The following is a 17,483-nucleotide window of genomic DNA, read 5'->3' as shown; positions in this document are numbered from 1 at the left end:
GGATGGGCCGGGGGCGACGACATGCGCCCATCATCAACACACTTTCAAGACCTGGGGCACATGGGATCCCCCCCGGCGCGTCCTTCGTCAGCGGCCCGGAGCCACGGGCGCCTGCTGCGCGCCCTTCAGCTCGTTGACGACGCGGGTGGCGCCGTACACGTGCTCCAGCGCGGCGAGGATGCCGTCGCCGTGCACCGCCACCGCGCGGTTGGACTCGGGCACGTAGGCGTAGCGGCCGCCCAGCGACGGCAGGTTGCCATCGAAGATGAGGCCCACCACCTGCCCGTCGCGGTTCACCACCGGCGAGCCGGAGTTGCCGCCGATGATGTCGTTGGTCGTCGCCATGTCGAGCGGCGTCCCTTCCGGCACCTTCCCCTTCGCCTTCACCCACGGGTCGGGCAGCTTGAAGGGGTCCTTGCCCGTGTCGCGTCCGTATGCGCCGCCGAACGTCGTCAGCGCGGGCACGGGCTTGCCGTTGTCGTCCCAGCCCTTCACCTGGCCGTAGTTGAGCCGCAGCGTGAAGGTCGCATCCGGCGCGCCGGACGTGCCGTTCACCGCGAGGTACGCCTTCGCGAGCCGCTCGCCGTTGCGCTTGAGCACCGCCTCCACCGTGTCCTCGTACTGCTTGCGCGACGCGCGCGTCTCCGCGTCCACCTTGCGCGCCAGGAGGATCATCGGATCCTTGGAGGCCTCCACCGCGGCCTTGCCGCCCTCCAGCAGCGCCTTGCGCACGTTCACGTCGCCCAGCTTCGTGCCGCGCACCAGCGAGCGCGCGAGGTCCGCCGGCGCCTCCTTGCCCAGCACCAGGCGCACGAACGGGTCATCCGCGCCCAGCGTCTCGCGCAGCTTGTTGAAGCCGAACGTCATCCCCAGCGTCTCCAGCTCCGGGGGGATGGGCGCCTCGCGCAGCAGCTGCTGGCGCAGGGCGGGGAGCTGGCCGTCGGTGTACTCGCGCAGGCGCTCCGCGTTGGGCTTGGGCAGCTCCTCCGCCGCGCGCACCAATTGCTGCGCGTGGGTGAACAGCTCCGAGCGGAACGCGTCCCCTGCCCCCTTCATCCGGTGGTCGTCCATCGTCCGGCGCCACGTGTCGAGCGCGCGGGCCGTCTCCTCCCACATGCCCTGGGTGGAGGCCTTCGCCTGGGGGTTCGCGTCGATGCGCTTCTTCAGCTCCGCCTCCTCCTGCCGCTTGCGCGCGAGCAGCGCGGGGTCCGCCAGCGCCTGCTGCCGGCCCTTCAGCGCCTTGAGGCCGTTCTCCACGCCGCGCAGGCGCGAGCGCGCCAGCCGGTAGCGGTCCGGCGAGCCGCTGGCGTACTCGCGCAGCATTCCGCGCATCTCCGCCAGCGACAGCAGGGTGTTGGGCAGCGCCACGTCGCGCTGGAACTCCAGCTCCGCCACGGTGCTCTTGCGCTCGGTGCCGCCGGGGTGGCCGGAGACGAAGACGAGTTCGCCCTCCTTCACGCCCTCCTTCGCCCACGGCAGGTAGTGCGGGCTCTTCGCCGGGGCCTCGCCGTCCCACACGCGCATGAAGGCCACGTCGTAGCCGAAGCGCGGAAAGTTGAAGTTGTCCGCGTCCCCGCCGAAGGCGGCCATGGAGAACTCGGGCGCGAAGACGAGCCGCACGTCCTGGAAGCGGCGGTACTTGTAGAGCTGGTACTTGCCGCCGTTGTAGAGCGTGACCACGTCACATCTCACGTCGTTGCCGGTGGCGCACGCGGCCTCCACCGCGGCCGTCTCCTTCTTGAGCGCGGTGTTGAAGGCGGCGCCCGTGAGGCCCTTCGTCGCGGTGTTCATCCGCGGGGTGACGTCCGTCATCTCCACCAGTTGGTTGGCTTCAATCTTGGGACAGCGCCGCTCCTCCTTCGCGGACTTCGCCTGGAAGCCCTTCGCGAGCAGGTCGTCCTTCGCGGTCGTCAGGTCCTCGATGCAGCTGCGCACACAGTGGTGGTTCGTCATCACCAGGCCGTCCGGCGACACGAAGCTCGCCGAGCAGCCGCCCGCGAGCCGCACCGAGCCCAGGCGCACCTTGTCCAGCCAGGCCAGGTCCGGCGCGAAGCCGTAGGCCTTCTTCACCGCGTCGGCGGGAAAGGCGTCGTAGGTCCACATGCCCTCCTCCGCGGAGGCGGGGAGGGACAACAGCAGGCCGAGCGCGAGCAGTCTGCGGTTCACGGGGAGTCTTCCTTGGGCAAGAGGGAAAAGGCGTCCGGTTCTGGCAATGCGGACGGGCGCGCGTCAACCGGGCAGGCCGCCGGGTATTCCAAGCCGGTGCGCGGGGGGTCGGGTATGCTGGGGCGCAATGTCCGCGAAGCACCACGTGTACCTCGTCCCCGGTTTTTTCGGTTTCACCAACCTGGGCGAGCTCCTCTACTTCGGCCACGCGTACGAGTTCCTGAAGAAGGACCTGGCCCGCAGGGGGGTGGACGCGGAGGTGGTGACGGTCGTCTCCCACCCCACGGCGTCCATCCGCCAGCGCACCGCGGACCTGCTCAAGGCCGTGAACGACACGGCCTCCGGCGACGACGGCCCCATCCACCTGGTGGGCCACTCCACCGGCGGGCTGGACGCCCGGCTGTTCGTGAGCCCCGGGGCGCAGCTGGCGGAGGGACTGGAGCTGGAGCCCTTCGCGCGCCGGGTGCGCACGGTGGTGACGCTGTCCGCGCCGCACGCGGGCACCCCGCTGGCCACGTTCTTCCTGGGGCTGTTCGGCCAGCAGCTGCTGAAGCTCCTGTCGCTGTTCACCATGTACGTGCTGCGGTTCGGCCGGCTGCCGTTGAGCGTGGTGTTCCGCTTCGGGCACCTGATGGCGCGCGCGGATGATCAGCTGGGGTGGAAGGCGACGCTGCTGGATCAGCTCTATGATCAGCTCCTGGGGGACTTCTCCAGCGAGCGGCGCGACGCGGTGACGAAGTTCCTGGGAGACGTGGGGCGCGACACGTCGTTGATCCCGCAGCTCACGCCCGAAGGCATCGACCTGTTCAACGCCTCCACGCACGACCGGCCCGGCGTGAGGTACGGCTCGGTGGTGACGCAGGCCCGGCCGCCGTCGTTCCGTACGCGGCTGGCGGCGGGCATGGACCCGTACGCGCAGCTCACGCACACCATCTACGCGTTCGTGTACGGGCAGACGCAGCGCATGCCGCTGACGCAACTGCCCCTGCACACGCCCGCGCAGACGGCGGCGCTGGTGCAGGCCTACGGCGCGATGCCGGGCCCCACCGCGTGCGACGGCATCGTGCCCACGCGCTCGCAGGTGTACGGGCGCGTGCTGGCGGCGGTGAGAGCGGACCACCTGGATGCCATTGGCCACTTCGACCAGCCGGCGCACCAGCCCCCGCACGTGGACTGGCTCATCTCCGGCTCGGGCTTCCGGAGGCCCCAGTTCGAGGCCATGTGGAAGGCCATTGGCGACTTCCTGATGGAGGAAGAGCCGCCGCGCTAGCCGCGCTTGAACACCGGCGGAGGGGCGCGGAAGTCGGGCTGAAGGATGGAACAATGCGTGTGGAGACGCTGGTGTTGTGCGCGGCCCTGTTCATGTCGGGCTGTGCTTCCCTGACTCCAACGGCGGAGCAGGATCCCCTGCTGGACGACGGCTCTCGCTTCTCGCCCACTCCACTGGGACAACCGGATGCCTTCGAGCGACTGCTGCTACTGGCAGGCCTGGAGCCCTGGGATGAGCTTCCCTTGAGAGACGCGCCCCTCACGCCCAGGCAGGCGGCGCGGCTGCTGGCCATCCTGCTGAACAAGCCGCTGACCATGGGCCACTTCCCGCCTCGCATGGGAGCAAGCCTCGTGCTGCGCGAGGTGCTGGAAGGCGGCGCGGTGTCGCGCGATGCGTTGCTGCATCGGGTGGAGCGCTTCCATCGGAAGCGGGTCGCGGTGCTCCGGCCGGATGGTTACCTCGCATGGGTCGATACAGGGCTTACGCAACAGCATGTGGCACCCGTGGAATGGCGGGATGGCGCCCTGCGGGCCGGGAACTTCGAGTTGGGCCGGTTCTACGTTGTCGAAGGAGACGTGTTTCTTCCAGCGGACGAGCGGCTTCAGGCCACGGGCTGGAGGCCCCTGGCCGAGATCTACAACGACGCGGACATCATCAACCGCTCCCTGGATGGCGCCGGCGAGGCCTTCTTCGAGTTGGTCATGGCCATCGGGAAGCTCTTCACCTCTCCAACGGACAGCTTCTGGGCGCTGCGGCAGCTACCAGCGGGGGTTGCGTCCCTCGTCGCTTCCTCTCCGGAGTACCTGGAGCGCTTCCAGAACATGACGCGCGGGGAGCAGATAAAGGCTGTCGCGAAGCTCACGACGATCCTCTCCATGGGGGGAGGCGTCACCAAGGGTGCCACACGCACGTTGACCGTGACGATGGGCGGCGCGGAAGCCACGGTGCCCGTGCTGTCTCTCTCCGCGGAAGGCGCGCTGGTCATCGAGCGCATCGCGCTTCCCTTGGGACAGGTGGCCACTGCCATGGGAACGGGCGCGGGCCGTCTCTACGTCCTTTCGGCAGCGGCGGACGGCGGGCAGCGGCCGAACGGAGGGAGCCTGCAGGTCCTCCCAGGAGGGAACTATTCTCCGAGCGAATTGAACTCGGCGCGGGCCCTGGCCGACGCCGGGAGCAACGTCGTGCTGCGTCCGCCCAGGGGAACACGAGAGGCGGGAGGCACCTCGGACCTCCTGGTCAACGGTGTTCCCTATGACGTGTATACGCCCACGACCTCCAATGCGAATCGCATCGTCTCGGCGATTGCCAAGAAGAACTCGCAGGCTGAAGGCGTCGTGCTCGACCTGAGCCAGACCTCCGTGACACGTGCGGAGCTTGGCAATGTCCTGGAACGGGTACGCGGAGCGGGAGCAACCCACATTCAGGATGTGATCATCCTGGGAGGCAACTAGTGCCGAGCTTGGACTGCAGGTGTGGTCAACGGATTGCGTACGGCCAGATCCCCTGTCCTGATGAGTGGCTCTTCATCTCGGACCCGGCCTTCGACCAGTTCTCGGGGCAGGTCGACGCGGAGGCCGTCTACGCGGCCATGAACAGCTTCCTCAAATGCCCCCATTGTCGTCGACTCTGGGTGTTCTGGAATGGCTTCTCTGCCCCGCCAGAGGAATACCTTCCCGCACGCCCTCCCGAAGGGAAGCCCGCTCCTAACCGCGCTTGAAGACCGCCAGGAAGCGCGCCTCCGCGACGCGCTGGCCGTCGGTGCCCAGAAGCTGCACGGGGATCCACGCCTCCGCCTTGTCGCCCTTCGCCTTGAGCGCGGACGCGAGCCCCGCCAGCACCTCCTCCGGGGGTTCGCACACCGCGCTCACCGCGCTCTTCGCCTTCGCGTGGAACACCACCTCCATGCGGTTGACGAGCAGCTTGTACTGGCTGGGCGGGAAGCGGCGGAAGAGCATCACGCCCATCGTCAACTCCATCACCGTCACCTGGGCGCCCAGGTACACGCTGCCCACGTGGTTCTTCGTCTTGCGGTTGAGCGGCACCGTCGCCCTCACGCGCGCGTCCGTCACCTCGTCCACCCGGTAGCCCATCGCCGCCGCCAGCGGGACGATGTTCTTCACCGCGAGCGTCGTCAGCGCGTTCGCCGCGCCCGGTGACACCTGCCGCACCTTCTCCACCATCTCCAACGCGAACATCCAGTCCTCCACCCTTCCCGACGAACGACTCCCACGCGCATCCTAGCCACGCGGCGCTTCCGGCATAGAGTCCGCGGCCCTATGGACACCAGCGTGGACGTGGTCGTCATCGGCGCGGGCCTCGCGGGCCTCACCGCCGCCCGGGACATCTCCCGCACCGGCGCCACCGTGGCCGTGCTGGAGGCGCGCGACCGCGTGGGCGGCCGCACCCTCACCCGCGACGTGGGCGGCGGACTCGTGGACCTGGGCGGCCAGTGGGTGGGCCCCCGCCAGCGCCACGTCCTGCGGCTCGCGGACGGCCTGGGCCTTGCCCGCTTCCCTCAGCACCACCAGGGCACCAAGGTGCTGGAGGTCCGCGGCGAGCGCCGCACGTACAAGGGCAAGGTGCCGTCGCTGCCCCTCCTGTCGCTCCTGGACCTGCAACGCACGGTGTGGAAGCTGGATGGCCTGGCGAAGCGCGTCCCCCGGGAGCGGCCCGCCGCCGCGCCCCGCGCCGCCGAGTGGGACGCCCTCACCGTGGAGGAGTGGAAGCAGCGCCATGTGCCCACGTGGGGCGCTCGCGCCGCGCTGGACATCGCCACCCGCGCGGTGTTCGCCGCGGAGCCGTCGGAGCTGTCGTTCCTGCACTTCCTCTCCTACGTGCACTCCAACGGCGGCCTCATGCCCCTCACCGAAATCGAGGGCGGCGCCCAGGCGGAGCGCTTCGTGGACGGCGCGCAATCCCTCTCACGGCGGCTCGCGGAGAAGCTGCCCCCGGGCCGCGTCCTCCTCTCCGCTCCCGTGCGCGCCGTCCTCCAGGACGCGCGCGGCGTCACCGTCACCACCGAGGACGGCCGGACCTTCCGCGCGCGCTACGCCGTGGTGGCCACGCCGCCCGCGCTCGCCGAACGCATCGACTTCGGCGCGGACCTCCCCGCCGGCCGCCGCCGCGTCCACGCGGACCTGCCCATGGGCAGCGTCATCAAGGTCGTGGCCACCTACGCCACGCCCTTCTGGCGCGAGGCGGGCCTGTCCGGCGAGGCCGTCAGCGACGTGGGCCCCGTGCGGCTGTGCTTCGACGACTGCGGCTCCGGCGGACATCACCCCGCGCTCGTGGGCTTCTTCCTGGGCGACACCGCGCGCGCGTGGACCGGCCGCCCCGCCGCCGACATCCACCGGGCCGCGCTGGAGGGCTTCGCGCGCTTCTTCGGCCCCCAGGCCCTCGCGCCCCTCGCGGTGGCGGAGCTGGACTGGAAGGCGGAGGCGTTCAGCACCGGCTGCTACGTGGGCCTGCCCCGCCCCGGCACGCTCACCGCCGTCGGCGACGCGCTGCGGGCCCCGTTCGGCCGGGTGCACTGGGCGGGCACGGAGACGGCCATCGAGGGCTGCGGCTATCTCGATGGGGCGGTGGAGTCCGGCGAGCGCGCGGCCACGGAGCTGGCCGCCCGCCTGACTGCTCCCGGCGCCTGAGCGCCCGGGCCGTCCGGTCGTCTGCCCTCCAGGCCGGCCGTGCGACCAGGCAGGGCCTGGACCGCCGTGGCGTCGGAAGCAGGCCGTCCCCACCCTTCCGGAAGCGCCGCGACGTCATGTCGACGCCCTGCCGCGCGCAAACCACATAACGAGGGATACGGACCATGTACTCCACCAGCCACGTGAACCTTCCCCAGGACGCGCGCGAAGAGCTCATCGACATGCTCAACACGCTGCTCGCCAACGCCGTCGACCTGCACTGGCAGGTGAAGCAGGCGCACTGGAACATCCGCGGCACGCACTTCTACAGCCGGCACCTGCTCTTCGACGAGGTGGCCAAGCACGCGCGCAAGCACGCGGACTCCTACGCTGAACGCGCGGGCGCGCTGGGTGGCTACGCCCAGGGCACCATCCGCCTGGCCAGCAACAACAGCCAGCTGCCCGAGTACGACCTGCAGGCCGTGGACGGCGAGGCGCACATCCGCGCGCTGGTCGAGCGCGTCGGCCGCTACGCCGCCAGCCTCCGCGACGGCATCACCAAGTCGGATGAAGTGAACGACCCGGTCACCGCGGACATCCTCACCCAGACGCTGGGCGAGACCGAGGAGGACCTCTGGTTCCTGGAGAGCCACCTCAACGGCGATGCCCGCGTGGGCGTCACCACTCCGCCCCGGGGCGGCACCCGCCGGGGCCGCGCCGAGGACATCAGCCAGGCCGCGACCTGACCGTCGCACCACCCCGCGCAGGTTCTCCTGCGCGGGGAAGCCCCAGTCCGTATAGAACGCGTCCCCGGATTCCAGGAGGACGCGCCCCATGTCGGCACAGGCACAGGACGACCGGTTGGAGGGCAAGGTGTGCCTCATCACCGGGGCCACCGGCGGCATCGGCCAGGAGACAGCGAAGGCGCTGGCCCGGCGCGGGGCCACGCTGGTGCTGTCCGGCCGTGACGAGGCCCGCACGGCCGCCACCGTCGCCGCCGTGCGCGAAGCCGCTCCGCAGGCGCGCGTGGAGTCGCTGCTCGCGGACCTGTCGTCGCTTGCCTCCGTACGCGCGCTGGCCGACGCATTCCGCGCCCGCCATCAGCGCCTGGACGTGCTCGTCAACAACGCGGGCCTCATCATCGACCGGCGACAGGTGACGGTGGATGGTTACGAGGCCACGTTCGCCACGAACCACCTGTCCCACTTCCTGCTCACACACCTGCTGCGCGACCTGCTCGTGGCCAGCGGACCGGCGCGCATCATCAACGTGTCGTCGGAGGGGCACCGCTTCGCGAACGCCCGCTTCCTGGATGATCCGCAGACGGAGCACCAGCGCTACGACGGCATCCGCGTCTACGGCAACGCCAAGCTCTCCAACATCCTGTTCACCCGGGGGCTGGCGAAGCGCCTCCAGGGCACGCGGGTGACCGCGAACGCGCTGCACCCGGGGCTGGTGCGCACGGGCTTCGGGCACAACAGCCAGGGCTTCTTCCGCTACGTCGTGCAGCTGGGGGCGCCGTTCATGGTCTCCGCGGAGAAGGGCGCGCGGACGTCGGTGTACCTGGCGTCCTCGCCCGAGGTCGCGGACATCAGCGGGGAGTACTTCATCAAATGCCGCAAGGCGAAGCCTTCGTCCGCAGCCCGGGACGAAGCGCTCGCGGAGCGGCTCTGGCAGGTGAGCGAACAGCTCACGGGAGTGACGACATGATCGACCTGTACACGTTCAAGACGCCCAACGGCCGCAAGATCTCCATCGCCCTGGAAGAGCTGGGCATCCCCTACAACGTCAAGTCGGTGGACATCGGCAAGGGTGAGCAGTTCAAGCCCGAGTTCCTGGCCATCAACCCCAACAACAAGATCCCGGCCATCGTGGACCACACGGCGCCCGGGGGCCGTCCGCTGGCCATCTTCGAGTCCGGCGCCATCCTGCTGTACCTCGCGGAGAAGACGGGCGCGCTGATGCCCACGGACGCGCGCGGCAAGGCGGAAGTGACGCAGTGGCTGATGTTCCAGATGGGCGGCGTGGGGCCCATGATTGGCCAGCTCCACCACTTCAGCCTCGCCGCCCCCGCGAAGCTTCCCTATGCCATCGAGCGCTACCAGAAGGAGGCCAAACGCATCCTGGGCGTGCTGGACCGGCAGCTGGGCTCGCGCGACTACCTGGCCACCACCTACTCCATCGCGGACATCGCCACGTACCCGTGGCTGATGGCCGGGCGCAACTTCTTCCCTGAGCTCTTCCAGGACCTGCACAGCATCCCCCAGTACCTGCACCGCGTGGGCAGCCGTCCCGCCGTGCAGCGGGGCATGCAGGTCCCCTGACGCAAGTCGTTGCCCAGGCCATGGCCCCGCTCGAACAGCTCGTCTTCGACAACACCTACGCCCGCCTGCCGCCCGGGTTCGCCGCCCGGGTGGCCCCCGCGCCCTTCCCGGACGCGCACGTGGTGAGCGTGAACCCGGCGGCGCTGCGGCTGCTGGGGTTGGACGCGGACGCGGCGACGCACCCGGAGTTCACGCGGGTGTTCGGCGGGGCCCGGCCCCTGCCCGGCATGGAGCCCCTGGCCATGGTGTACGCGGGGCACCAGTTCGGCGGGTACGTGCCGCGCCTGGGAGACGGCCGCGCGCTGCTCCTGGGCGAGGTGCGCGCCCCCGACGGCGCGAAGTGGGACCTGCACCTGAAGGGAGGCGGCCCCACGCCCTTCTCGCGCGGAGGCGACGGGCGCGCGGTGCTGCGCTCCACCCTGCGCGAGTACCTGGCCGGCGAGGCCCTGCACGCCCTGGGCATCCCCACCACGCGGGCGCTGTGCGTGCTGGGCAGCCGCACGCCGGTGTACCGCGAGGACGTGGAGACGGGCGCGATGCTGGTGCGGCTGGCGCCGTCGCACGTGCGCTTCGGCACCTTCGAGTTCTTCCACCACACCGGGCAGCCCGGCCACGTGGCCACGCTCGCCGACCACGTCATCACCCACCACTTCCCGCATCTGCTGGAGCAGGGACCGGAGGGCCGCCACGCGCGCTTCTTCGCGGAGGTGGTGGAGCGCACCGCCCGGCTCGTGGCGGGGTGGCAGGCGGTGGGCTTCGCGCACGGCGTGATGAACACCGACAACATGTCCATCCTGGGGCTCACGCTGGACTACGGGCCCTACGGCTTCCTGGACGACTTCGAGCCCGGCTTCATCTGCAACCACTCCGACCCGCAGGGCCGCTACGCGTTCGACCAGCAGCCGCGCGTCGCGCTGTGGAACCTGGCCTGCCTGGGGGAAGCGCTGCTGACCCTCCTCTCCGAGGAGGAAGCCCGCGCCGCGCTGGGCGCCTTCCAGCCCTCGTTCGCCGCGCACTTCCTCGCGCGCATGCGCGAGAAGCTGGGGCTCACGGAGGCCCGCGATGGGGACCGCGCGCTCGTGGAGGACCTGTTCGCGTTGATGGCGGGCTCGCACGTGGACTACCCGCGCTTCTTCCGCGCGCTGAACCGGTTCGACTCGCGGCCCGACGCGCTCAACGCGCCGCTGCGCGACCATTTCCTGCCGCCGGAGGGCTTCGACGCGTGGGCCGCGCGCTACCGGGCACGGCTGGCCTCCGAGGGCAGCGAGGACGCCATGCGCCACGCGCGCCTGGACCGCGTCAACCCGAAGTACGTCCTGCGCAACTGGGTGGCGCAGCAGACCATCGCCCGCGCGCAGGAGGGGGACTTCGCGGAGGTGGACCGGGTGCTCGCGCTGGTGTCCGCGCCCTTCGACGAACACCCGGGTTCGGAGCCCTACGCGGCCGCGCCTCCGTCCTGGGGACGACACCTCGTGGTGAGCTGCAGTTCCTGACGCGCGCTGGCACCGGATGCCCAGCAGGCAGGCGGGCGCCTCTTGATGGGAAGCCGGGGAGCGGGGTGCCTAGCTTGGAGGGCATGATCGAACCTCCTGTCCCGCCCCGCCTCGTGTTCCGCGCCCTCGGTCCGGGCCTTGTCGGCGCCACCGCGCTCACGCTGGTGCACGAGAGCGCACGGCGCGTCCTGAAGCATCCGCCTCGCATGGATGTGCTGGGCATGCGCGCCCTGGCGAAGGGCGTCCGCTTCTTCGGCGGCGAGCCCGCCAAGGGCAGGCAGCTGCACCGGCAGACGCTGGCGGGCGACCTGGTGTCCAACGGCCTCTTCTTCTCGCTCGTCGCCGTGGGTCGTCCCAAGAGGCCCTACCTGCGCGGCGCGGTGCTGGGATTGCTCGCCGGACTGGGCGCGGTGGTGCTGCCGCCACGGATGGGATTGGGGAAGGCGCCGTCGCGCGCGCGACCGTCCACCGCCTGGCTCACCGTGGCCTGGTACACGCTGGGGGGACTCGCCGCGGCGCGGGCGACGAAGCGGCTGCTCGCGCGGCGTGAAGCGTCGCTGCCCCTGGGCCGGCCCGTCGGGTAGGGCCCTCGCAGGCGCGGCCCAGGGTTGACGAGTGAATCCCGCCCTGCCCGGGCACTTGCCGTCAGGCAGGCGCGACGCAAGCCTTGAAGGTCCATGGCCACCGACTTCACCCGCCTGCCCCTGCGCGGCTTCCAGGATGCGTTGCACGTCGTCGTCGAGTCGCCTCGCGGTTCGACGGTGAAGCTCAAGTACGAGCCAAAGCTCCAGGCCTTCACCCTGTCGCGTCCCCTGACGCGCGGCTTCCGCTACCCGTTCGACTGGGGCTTCATCCCCAGCACGCAGGGCCCGGACGGAGATCCGCTGGACGCGCTGGTGTACTGGGACGTGCCCACGTGGCCCGGCGTCGTGCTGCCCTGCCGGCCGCTGGGCGTGCTGATGGTGGACCAGAAGAAGCGCGACAGTCAGAAAGGCGAGCGCGAGCGCAATGACCGCATCCTGCTCGTCCCGGTGAACGCCGCGCGCGCGGACGGCCTGCGCTCCTACCAGGACCTGTCCCAGCGCGAGCGGGAGGAGCTGGAGCACTTCTTCCTCGCGGTGGTGCACTTCGCGGACAAGGACGCGCGCGTCCTCGGGTGGGAAGGCCCCGATTCCGCCGAGCGCCTGGTGCAGCAATACACCCTGAAGGAGGACTGACGCGGCATGCCTCCTCCCACTCCCATCCGGGGCCTGGGTCCCGACACCGCGCTGGGTGACGCCGCCCGCCGCATCCTCGCCGGACGCCTGGCCGACGCGCGCCACCCGGAGGCCCAGCTCGACGGCGAGCTGGACGAGGATGGCGTGCACGACATGCGCGTGGCCACCCGCCGCCTGCGCGCCGCGCTCCAGGTGTTCCACGCCACCGGGAAGCTCACCCGCGTGGAGGTGGACGTGAAGCGCCTCCAGGACGCGCTGGGCGCCGTGCGCGACCTGCACGTCCAGGACGCGTGGATGGGCACCGCCGCGAAGGGCAAGAAGGACGCGGTGAAGGCCCTGGCCGGCCTGCGCAAGACCCACCTGTCCAGCCTGGAGGCGAAGGAGAAGAAGCTGCGCGCGGAGCTGGAGCGCTGGACGGCGCGCACCGTGCCGCGCCTGTTGAAGCGCCTGGACACGCTGGAGGACGGCCACCGCTTCGCCGGCAAGCAGGTGCGAGGCCACCTGCGCCAGCGCCTGCGCCGCGTGGAGAAGCGCCTGGAGCGCTACGCGGACGCCCCTGACGCCGCGTCCGCGCACGCCCTGCGCAAGGAGTTGAAGAAGCTGCGCTACGAGCTGGAGATCTTCCAGCCCGCCATCCGCCGCACCGTGGGCGCGCTGCTGGAGGTGCTGGTGCCCCTGCAGGATGGGCTGGGCGAGCTGCACGACGCGGACGTGCGGCTGGAGCTGTTCGAGCGCGCCGCCGCCGAGGCCCCGCCCGCCCAGCGAAAGGCCGCGCGCAAGCTGCTGCCCCGCGCCCGCGAGGAGCGCGCGGAGCGGTCCGCCGAGATCGCCCGCGAGGTGCAGCGCTGGCACGCGGAGGCCATCCCCAGGCGGCTGCGCAAGGCGTTGACCTGAGCCTCTCCACTCCCGGCCTCGTCGCCGGGAGCCCCCTGCCGCTCACCGCGTCCGCGACGGCGGCCCAGTCCGCCGGGCCCCTTCAGTGATGGGAGGGGCCGGGGCCCGTGCCCGGGCTCCTGCCCTGGGAGGACTCCTGGCGCGCGGCCTCCCGGCGACGGGACTCCTCCGCGTTGACCTCCGCGTTGGCCTGGATGAGGGCCCCGCCCGCCGCCGCCGCCGCGCCGGACACCGCCGGGCTCATGCCCTCCGCCGACTTCGGCTCACACACGCAGCCGGCGGAGTTCATGATGATGACCACCGCGCCCAGCTTCATGTCGATCTGCTCGCAGAGGCTCCGGCACTCCGTCGCGCGCTCCATGGGCAGCGCGAACGCCGTGGCCTTCGCCGTGGTGCAGGCCATGAGCGGGAACATCAGGAACGACGCTGCCATCACGACTGCTCGGTGGGTCCTCATGGGGGCAGGCTCCTAGCACGCGCCTTTTCCGGACACTCGGCCTCCCGCACCCCTGGTGTGGGGGTATGGGCGTCCCTATCTCCTGCCTACCTCGGTGAGGGATTGTGATCTCCGCGGAGCCCAGGTCGGAGGTCAGACAACCCTCCCTTCAGGGCACCCGGAAGAAGCTTCGGATCAGGGCTCTGTAAAAACTGCCGGTTTCCGCCCTAAGCATCGAAGCCTTTTCGCGCAACTCACCAGAATCATTGAGGTTGGCCGTCCGCTGGCATTGGCACCTGCATTGCTAAAGGTCTCCCCGTCGCAGCAAACGCGCGGAACACATCCCGCCCTCTTCCCCGAGAGACCCCCATGCAGGCTTCCAACTCCTTCTCTTCTGCTGACTCGCTCTCCACGTACCTCTCGGAGATCAACCAGTACCCGCTGCTGAGCCCGCAGGAGGAGCAGGCGCTCTCCCGCAGCTTCCGCGCCGGCGACCTGTCCGCGGGCCACCACCTGGTGACGAGCAACCTGCGCTTCGTGGTGAAGGTGGCGTACGAGTACCGCTCCTACGGCCTGAAGATGTCGGACCTCATCCAGGAGGCGAACATCGGCCTGATGAAGGCCGTGCAGAAGTTCGACCCGGAGAAGGGCATCCGCCTCATCTCCTACGCGGTGTGGTGGATCCGCGCGTACATCCAGAACTACGTGCTGCGCAACTGGAGCCTGGTGAAGCTGGGCACGACGCAGGCGCAGCGCCGGCTGTTCTTCAGCCTGGCCCGCACCCGCCGCGAGCTGGAGAAGATGGGCGCTGGCGACGGCCACATCGTCAACGCGGAGGAGATCGCCCGCAAGCTGAACGTGAAGCCCACCGAGGTGCGCGAGATGGAGCAGCGCATGGGCGGCCGGGACCTGTCCCTGGACGCGCCGGTCGGTGAGGACGGGGACGCCACGCACCTGGACTTCGTCGAGTCCGACGTCGCCTCCCACGGCGACGAGGTCGCGGACCGGCAGCAGGCGGGCATCACCCGCACGCTGGTGCAGCGCGCCCTGACGCGGCTGGATCCGCGCGAGCGCTTCATCATCGAGCAGCGCGTGATGAGCGACTCGGAGATGACCCTGAGCGAGCTGGGCGAGCACTTCGGCTTCTCCCGCGAGCGCGCCCGTCAGCTGGAGATCCGCGCCAAGGACAAGCTGAAGGCGGAGCTGGCGAACCTGATGGCCGAGGCCGGCCTGGACCAGGCGGAGCTCGCGGCGTAACGCGCGAGGCGTAGCACCCTGCGACACGGCACGGCCCCGGACCCTCGCGTGGGAAGCGCGAAGGCACGGGGCCGTGGCATGTCCGGGCTCCTGTTAGTTACTGCTGCCGCGGGACGGCGCCGGGCGAGGACTCGCCGCTCTCCGGGGCGGCGGGCGCCGCGGGCTGGGCCTGGGACTGGGCCTCGATGCGCAGCGCCTGCGGCTCCCCGCTGTTCGCGTCGGTGCGGTAGGAGGCTCGTACCTGCGCGCCCTCCTGGATGTCCGCCGCGCTCGCGTCGCGGCCATCCACCTGCACCTGCGTGGAGGGGCCAATCTTCAGGCGCAGCTGCGGCTCACCGCGCTGGCTGAGCAGCACCTCCTGGTCGCTCGCGCTCAGCACCTGCCCGGAGATCTGCTGCTCCGGCGCGGCCTGCGGCGACGCCACGGCCTGGGGCTGCTGCGCGGAGCCGGCCGGCGGCTGGACGGGGGCGTTCTGGCCCACGACCTCGCGCTGCGGGACCGTCAGGCCCTGCTGGAGCCGGCGCTGCGCTTCGAGCGCGCTGGCCTGCGCCTGCTGGGCGACCGACTGGGCCTGCTGGGTGCTCGACTGGGCCTGCTGCTGGCTGGCCTGCGCCTCCTGGGCCTCCTTCTGCGCCTTGGCCTGCGCCTGCTGCAGCTCCTGCTGCTTGCGCTGGAGGTCTTCCTGCGCGTTGGCGGCCTCGCGCTGCTGGTTGGAGGCTTCCTTCTGGGCGTCGCGCGCGCTGTCGAAGGCCTTCTCCGAGCGCTCCTGGGCCTGTTCCACCTCCTGGTTCGCCGAGACCTTGGTACCGGTGGTCTCCCGACGGTCGCGGTCGCCGTCCTGGCAGGCGGTGCCCACCACCAGTGCCGCGACTCCCGCTGTCAGCCATCCTGCGCGCGATTTCATGGGGTTCTCCTGTCGAAGGGAAGACACGGCAAAGATGGCGAGCGCCCGTGGGGAACCAAGTCAGGGTGACGCGAGCGCCTGGAGACCTGCCTTCCGTGCGGCAGGCGATCACTTTGGGGCTACCGCGCCCGGAGGAATGGCGATAAGGGGCGCCCCCCCATGCGCGCCTGTGGACTCGACTTCGGAACCAGCAACACCGCCCTGGCCCTGCCGGATGGCACCGTGCTGCCCCTGCAGCCCCACACGCCGGAGCCGCGGCTGTTCCGCTCCGTGCTCTTCTTCGCGGAGGACGAGAAGGAGATCTTCGCGGGCGCGGATGCCATCAACCGGTACCTGGAGGACAACAACGGGCGGTTCATCCAGTCCGTGAAGTCCTTCCTGCACAGCACGTCCTTCCGGGCGACGCAGGTGAAGGGGCGCACGTTCACCATCGAGGACCTGGTCGCCATCCTGCTGCGCCGCGTGCGGGAGTCGGCCGGGGCGCACCTGGGCGAGCCGCCGGACGCGGTGGTGCTGGGGCGGCCGGCGGTGTTCACCCCGGATCCGGATGCGGACGCACTGGCGGAGAAGAGGCTGCGCAAGGCGGCGGAGCTCGCGGGCTTCACGCACGTGCAGTTCCTCATCGAGCCCATCGCGGCGGCGCTCGCGTACGAGGCGCGGCTGACGCGGGACGAGCTGGTGCTGGTGGCGGACTTCGGCGCCGGCACCACGGACCTGACGTTGATGAAGCTGGGGCCGTCGCGGCGGGGGAACCTGGACCGCAGGCCGGACGTGGTGGGGTCCACGGGCGTGCGCATCGGTGGTGACCGGTTCGACGCGGAGATCATGCGGCACAAGCTGCTGCCGCGCTTCGGGGCGGGGTCCACCTACAAGGTGAAGGGCTTCAGCCACAAGCGGCTGCCCATTCCCCAGCACGTGCTAGCGAAGCTCCTGAACTGGCACGAGATGTCGTTCATCCGGGAGAAGTCCACGCAGGAGCTGCTGGAGGTGATGCTCGACACGAGCGACCGTCCGGCCGAGATTCAAGCGCTCTACGACCTGGTGATGGACAACCTGGGCTACCGGCTGTTCCGGTCCATCGAAGCGGCGAAGGTGCGCCTGTCGAGCGAGGACGTGGCGACCATCGACTTCGAGGAGGGGCGCATCCAGCTGCACGAGCCGATGACGCGCGCGGAGTTCGACACGGCGAGCCGCACGTTGCTGGATGAACTGGAGCAGTGCACCGAGGGGCTGTTGGCGAAGCACCCGGAGGCCAGGGACATTGACGCCGTGTTCCTCACGGGCGGGTCGTCCCAGATTCCCGCCGTGCGAGAGCTGTACGTGAAGCGCTTCGGCGAGGACCGCGTGCGCACCGCGGATGCGTTCACCTCCGTGGCGGAGGGCCTGGGGCGCGCCTCTTCGTGGCTCGCGGGGTGAGCCCGCCGGGGCCGCTCAGGGCCCCACGTCCACCGTGCGGATGGCCCAGTCCACGCCGCCCCGGCCGTCGCGGGCCACCACCCAGAAGGTGATGCGCTCGGGCGCCTTGGACGTCTGGTAGGTCGTCGTCGGGTCGCCAGGCTTGCCGTCCACCGGCTCCTGCGAGCGGAATGAGTTCACCTCGCCCTCCCCCGTCGCGAACCAGCTGTAGAAGACCTGCTCCGTCTTCGTCCCGTCCGCCGTGCCGTAGACCTCCGCGCTGCCCTCCGCGAGCACCGGCTTGAACGTCACCTCCGTGTCCAGCGGCAGCGGCCCCACCAGCGGCGCGTCGTTCCACAGCACGTCCTGCATCACCGGGTTCTGGTTGGGCGTCTGTGTCGAACGCAGCGTGATGCGCCGCACGCCGCGCTCCACGCCCTCCGGCGTCCCGCTGCCGTCCGTCGCCTCGTACCCCACGAACAGCGGCAGCCCCGCCTCCAGCGC

The 17,483-nt window shown here is 70.6% G+C and carries 17 protein-coding genes and 1 pseudogene; 13 read left to right on the top strand and 5 right to left on the bottom strand.

The window, feature by feature from the left end; genetic code table 11:
- Window positions 1–87: 87 nt before the first annotated feature.
- Window positions 88–2,166 (bottom strand): S46 family peptidase, encoded by a 2,079-nt coding sequence (locus tag D7V93_RS16935; protein WP_120644407.1) that lies wholly within the window; start codon window positions 2,164–2,166, stop codon window positions 88–90.
- Between the two features lie 127 nt (window positions 2,167–2,293).
- Between D7V93_RS16935 and D7V93_RS16930 the strand changes: the two genes are divergently transcribed.
- Genes D7V93_RS16930 through D7V93_RS47855 form a run of 3 tightly spaced genes read left to right on the top strand, consistent with a single transcriptional unit; the run spans window position 2,294 to window position 5,153 of the window.
- Window positions 2,294–3,436: an esterase/lipase family protein gene (locus D7V93_RS16930; RefSeq protein ID WP_120644406.1), complete on the top strand. Its 1,143-nt coding sequence runs from the start codon at window positions 2,294–2,296 to the stop codon at window positions 3,434–3,436.
- 53 nt (window positions 3,437–3,489) lie between these two features.
- Window positions 3,490–4,887 (top strand): CdiA C-terminal domain-containing protein, encoded by a 1,398-nt coding sequence (locus D7V93_RS47365; protein WP_120644405.1) that lies wholly within the window; start codon window positions 3,490–3,492, stop codon window positions 4,885–4,887.
- Window positions 4,887–5,153, top strand: coding sequence for a DUF8617 domain-containing protein (locus D7V93_RS47855; RefSeq protein WP_504739569.1), 267 nt, complete (start codon window positions 4,887–4,889; stop codon window positions 5,151–5,153). The genes D7V93_RS47365 and D7V93_RS47855 overlap by 1 nt, the downstream gene beginning before the upstream one ends.
- On the opposite strand, the gene D7V93_RS16920 is transcribed toward D7V93_RS47855, so the two are convergent.
- Complete coding sequence (locus tag D7V93_RS16920; protein WP_120644404.1) at window positions 5,140–5,631, bottom strand: DUF4442 domain-containing protein; 492 nt, start codon at window positions 5,629–5,631, stop codon at window positions 5,140–5,142. The genes D7V93_RS47855 and D7V93_RS16920 overlap by 14 nt on opposite strands.
- Window positions 5,632–5,712: 81 nt before the next feature.
- On the opposite strand from D7V93_RS16920, the gene D7V93_RS16915 reads away from it, so the two are divergent.
- From D7V93_RS16915 to D7V93_RS16880, 8 genes are all read left to right on the top strand, one after another.
- A complete protein-coding gene (locus tag D7V93_RS16915) occupies window positions 5,713–7,080 on the top strand; it encodes a flavin monoamine oxidase family protein (RefSeq protein WP_120644403.1) in 1,368 nt (455 codons plus the stop codon).
- A 164-nt stretch (window positions 7,081–7,244) separates the two neighbouring features.
- Window positions 7,245–7,805: a DNA starvation/stationary phase protection protein Dps gene (gene dps, locus D7V93_RS16910; RefSeq protein WP_120644402.1), complete on the top strand. Its 561-nt coding sequence runs from the start codon at window positions 7,245–7,247 to the stop codon at window positions 7,803–7,805.
- Between the two features lie 88 nt (window positions 7,806–7,893).
- Window positions 7,894–8,769, top strand: a complete 876-nt coding sequence (locus D7V93_RS16905; RefSeq protein ID WP_208723048.1) for an SDR family oxidoreductase — start codon at window positions 7,894–7,896, stop codon at window positions 8,767–8,769.
- Entirely contained in the window at window positions 8,766–9,383 is a 618-nt protein-coding gene (locus D7V93_RS16900) for a glutathione S-transferase N-terminal domain-containing protein (protein WP_120644401.1), read from the top strand. Before D7V93_RS16905 ends, D7V93_RS16900 begins: the two co-directional genes overlap by 4 nt.
- Before the next feature lie 20 nt (window positions 9,384–9,403).
- A complete protein-coding gene (locus D7V93_RS16895) occupies window positions 9,404–10,876 on the top strand; it encodes a protein adenylyltransferase SelO (protein WP_120644400.1) in 1,473 nt (490 codons plus the stop codon).
- A gap of 83 nt (window positions 10,877–10,959) precedes the next feature.
- Complete coding sequence (locus D7V93_RS16890; RefSeq protein ID WP_120644399.1) at window positions 10,960–11,460, top strand: hypothetical protein; 501 nt, start codon at window positions 10,960–10,962, stop codon at window positions 11,458–11,460.
- A gap of 93 nt (window positions 11,461–11,553) precedes the next feature.
- Window positions 11,554–12,093, top strand: coding sequence for an inorganic diphosphatase (locus tag D7V93_RS16885; RefSeq protein WP_120644398.1), 540 nt, complete (start codon window positions 11,554–11,556; stop codon window positions 12,091–12,093).
- Window positions 12,094–12,099: 6 nt separating this feature from the next.
- Window positions 12,100–12,987 carry a CHAD domain-containing protein gene (locus D7V93_RS16880; RefSeq protein ID WP_120644397.1) on the top strand — a complete coding sequence of 296 codons (888 nt, stop codon included), beginning with the start codon at window positions 12,100–12,102 and terminating at the stop codon, window positions 12,985–12,987.
- A gap of 82 nt (window positions 12,988–13,069) precedes the next feature.
- Here the strand turns inward: D7V93_RS16880 and D7V93_RS16875 are convergent, their stop codons facing one another.
- On the bottom strand, window positions 13,070–13,444 hold the full coding sequence (locus D7V93_RS16875) for a hypothetical protein (protein ID WP_147451202.1): 375 nt from the start codon (window positions 13,442–13,444) through the stop codon (window positions 13,070–13,072).
- Window positions 13,445–13,792: 348 nt separating this feature from the next.
- Between D7V93_RS16875 and D7V93_RS16870 the strand changes: the two genes are divergently transcribed.
- Complete coding sequence (locus D7V93_RS16870) at window positions 13,793–14,680, top strand: RNA polymerase factor sigma-32 (RefSeq protein ID WP_120644395.1); 888 nt, start codon at window positions 13,793–13,795, stop codon at window positions 14,678–14,680.
- A gap of 97 nt (window positions 14,681–14,777) precedes the next feature.
- Here D7V93_RS16870 and D7V93_RS16865 read toward each other — a convergent pair whose 3' ends face one another.
- Window positions 14,778–15,584, bottom strand: a complete 807-nt coding sequence (locus tag D7V93_RS16865; RefSeq protein WP_120644394.1) for a hypothetical protein — start codon at window positions 15,582–15,584, stop codon at window positions 14,778–14,780.
- Between the two features lie 159 nt (window positions 15,585–15,743).
- Here D7V93_RS16865 and D7V93_RS16860 point away from each other — a divergent pair, with 159 nt between their 5' ends.
- Window positions 15,744–17,000 carry an Hsp70 family protein gene (locus D7V93_RS16860; protein WP_120644393.1) on the top strand — a complete coding sequence of 419 codons (1,257 nt, stop codon included), beginning with the start codon at window positions 15,744–15,746 and terminating at the stop codon, window positions 16,998–17,000.
- Between the two features lie 15 nt (window positions 17,001–17,015).
- Here D7V93_RS16860 and D7V93_RS16855 read toward each other — a convergent pair.
- A pseudogene (locus tag D7V93_RS16855) lies at window positions 17,016–17,483 on the bottom strand (hypothetical protein); the annotation flags it as partial.

Source organism: Corallococcus llansteffanensis, from assembly GCF_003612055.1.
GTDB classification, from domain to species: Bacteria; Myxococcota; Myxococcia; order Myxococcales; family Myxococcaceae; genus Corallococcus; species Corallococcus llansteffanensis.
Note: the sequence above shows the minus strand (reverse complement) of the source record. Positions and strands in the feature narration are given on the sequence as shown.

Excerpts from the sequence above, each read along its gene's own strand:
- D7V93_RS16895 (WP_120644400.1), top strand. The coding sequence starts at position 9,404 with ATGGCCCCGCTCGAACAGCTCGTCTTCGACAACACCTACGCCCGCCTG.
- D7V93_RS16865 (WP_120644394.1), bottom strand. The coding sequence starts at position 15,584 with ATGAAATCGCGCGCAGGATGGCTGACAGCGGGAGTCGCGGCACTGGTG.
- D7V93_RS47365 (WP_120644405.1), top strand. The coding sequence starts at position 3,490 with ATGCGTGTGGAGACGCTGGTGTTGTGCGCGGCCCTGTTCATGTCGGGC.
- D7V93_RS16890 (WP_120644399.1), top strand. The coding sequence starts at position 10,960 with ATGATCGAACCTCCTGTCCCGCCCCGCCTCGTGTTCCGCGCCCTCGGT.
- D7V93_RS16885 (WP_120644398.1), top strand. The coding sequence starts at position 11,554 with ATGGCCACCGACTTCACCCGCCTGCCCCTGCGCGGCTTCCAGGATGCG.
- D7V93_RS16905 (WP_208723048.1), top strand. The coding sequence starts at position 7,894 with ATGTCGGCACAGGCACAGGACGACCGGTTGGAGGGCAAGGTGTGCCTC.
- D7V93_RS16915 (WP_120644403.1), top strand. The coding sequence starts at position 5,713 with ATGGACACCAGCGTGGACGTGGTCGTCATCGGCGCGGGCCTCGCGGGC.
- D7V93_RS16880 (WP_120644397.1), top strand. The coding sequence starts at position 12,100 with ATGCCTCCTCCCACTCCCATCCGGGGCCTGGGTCCCGACACCGCGCTG.
- D7V93_RS16860 (WP_120644393.1), top strand. The coding sequence starts at position 15,744 with ATGCGCGCCTGTGGACTCGACTTCGGAACCAGCAACACCGCCCTGGCC.
- D7V93_RS16870 (WP_120644395.1), top strand. The coding sequence starts at position 13,793 with ATGCAGGCTTCCAACTCCTTCTCTTCTGCTGACTCGCTCTCCACGTAC.
- D7V93_RS16930 (WP_120644406.1), top strand. The coding sequence starts at position 2,294 with ATGTCCGCGAAGCACCACGTGTACCTCGTCCCCGGTTTTTTCGGTTTC.
- D7V93_RS16900 (WP_120644401.1), top strand. The coding sequence starts at position 8,766 with ATGATCGACCTGTACACGTTCAAGACGCCCAACGGCCGCAAGATCTCC.
- D7V93_RS16875 (WP_147451202.1), bottom strand. The coding sequence starts at position 13,444 with ATGAGGACCCACCGAGCAGTCGTGATGGCAGCGTCGTTCCTGATGTTC.
- D7V93_RS16920 (WP_120644404.1), bottom strand. The coding sequence starts at position 5,631 with ATGTTCGCGTTGGAGATGGTGGAGAAGGTGCGGCAGGTGTCACCGGGC.
- dps (WP_120644402.1), top strand. The coding sequence starts at position 7,245 with ATGTACTCCACCAGCCACGTGAACCTTCCCCAGGACGCGCGCGAAGAG.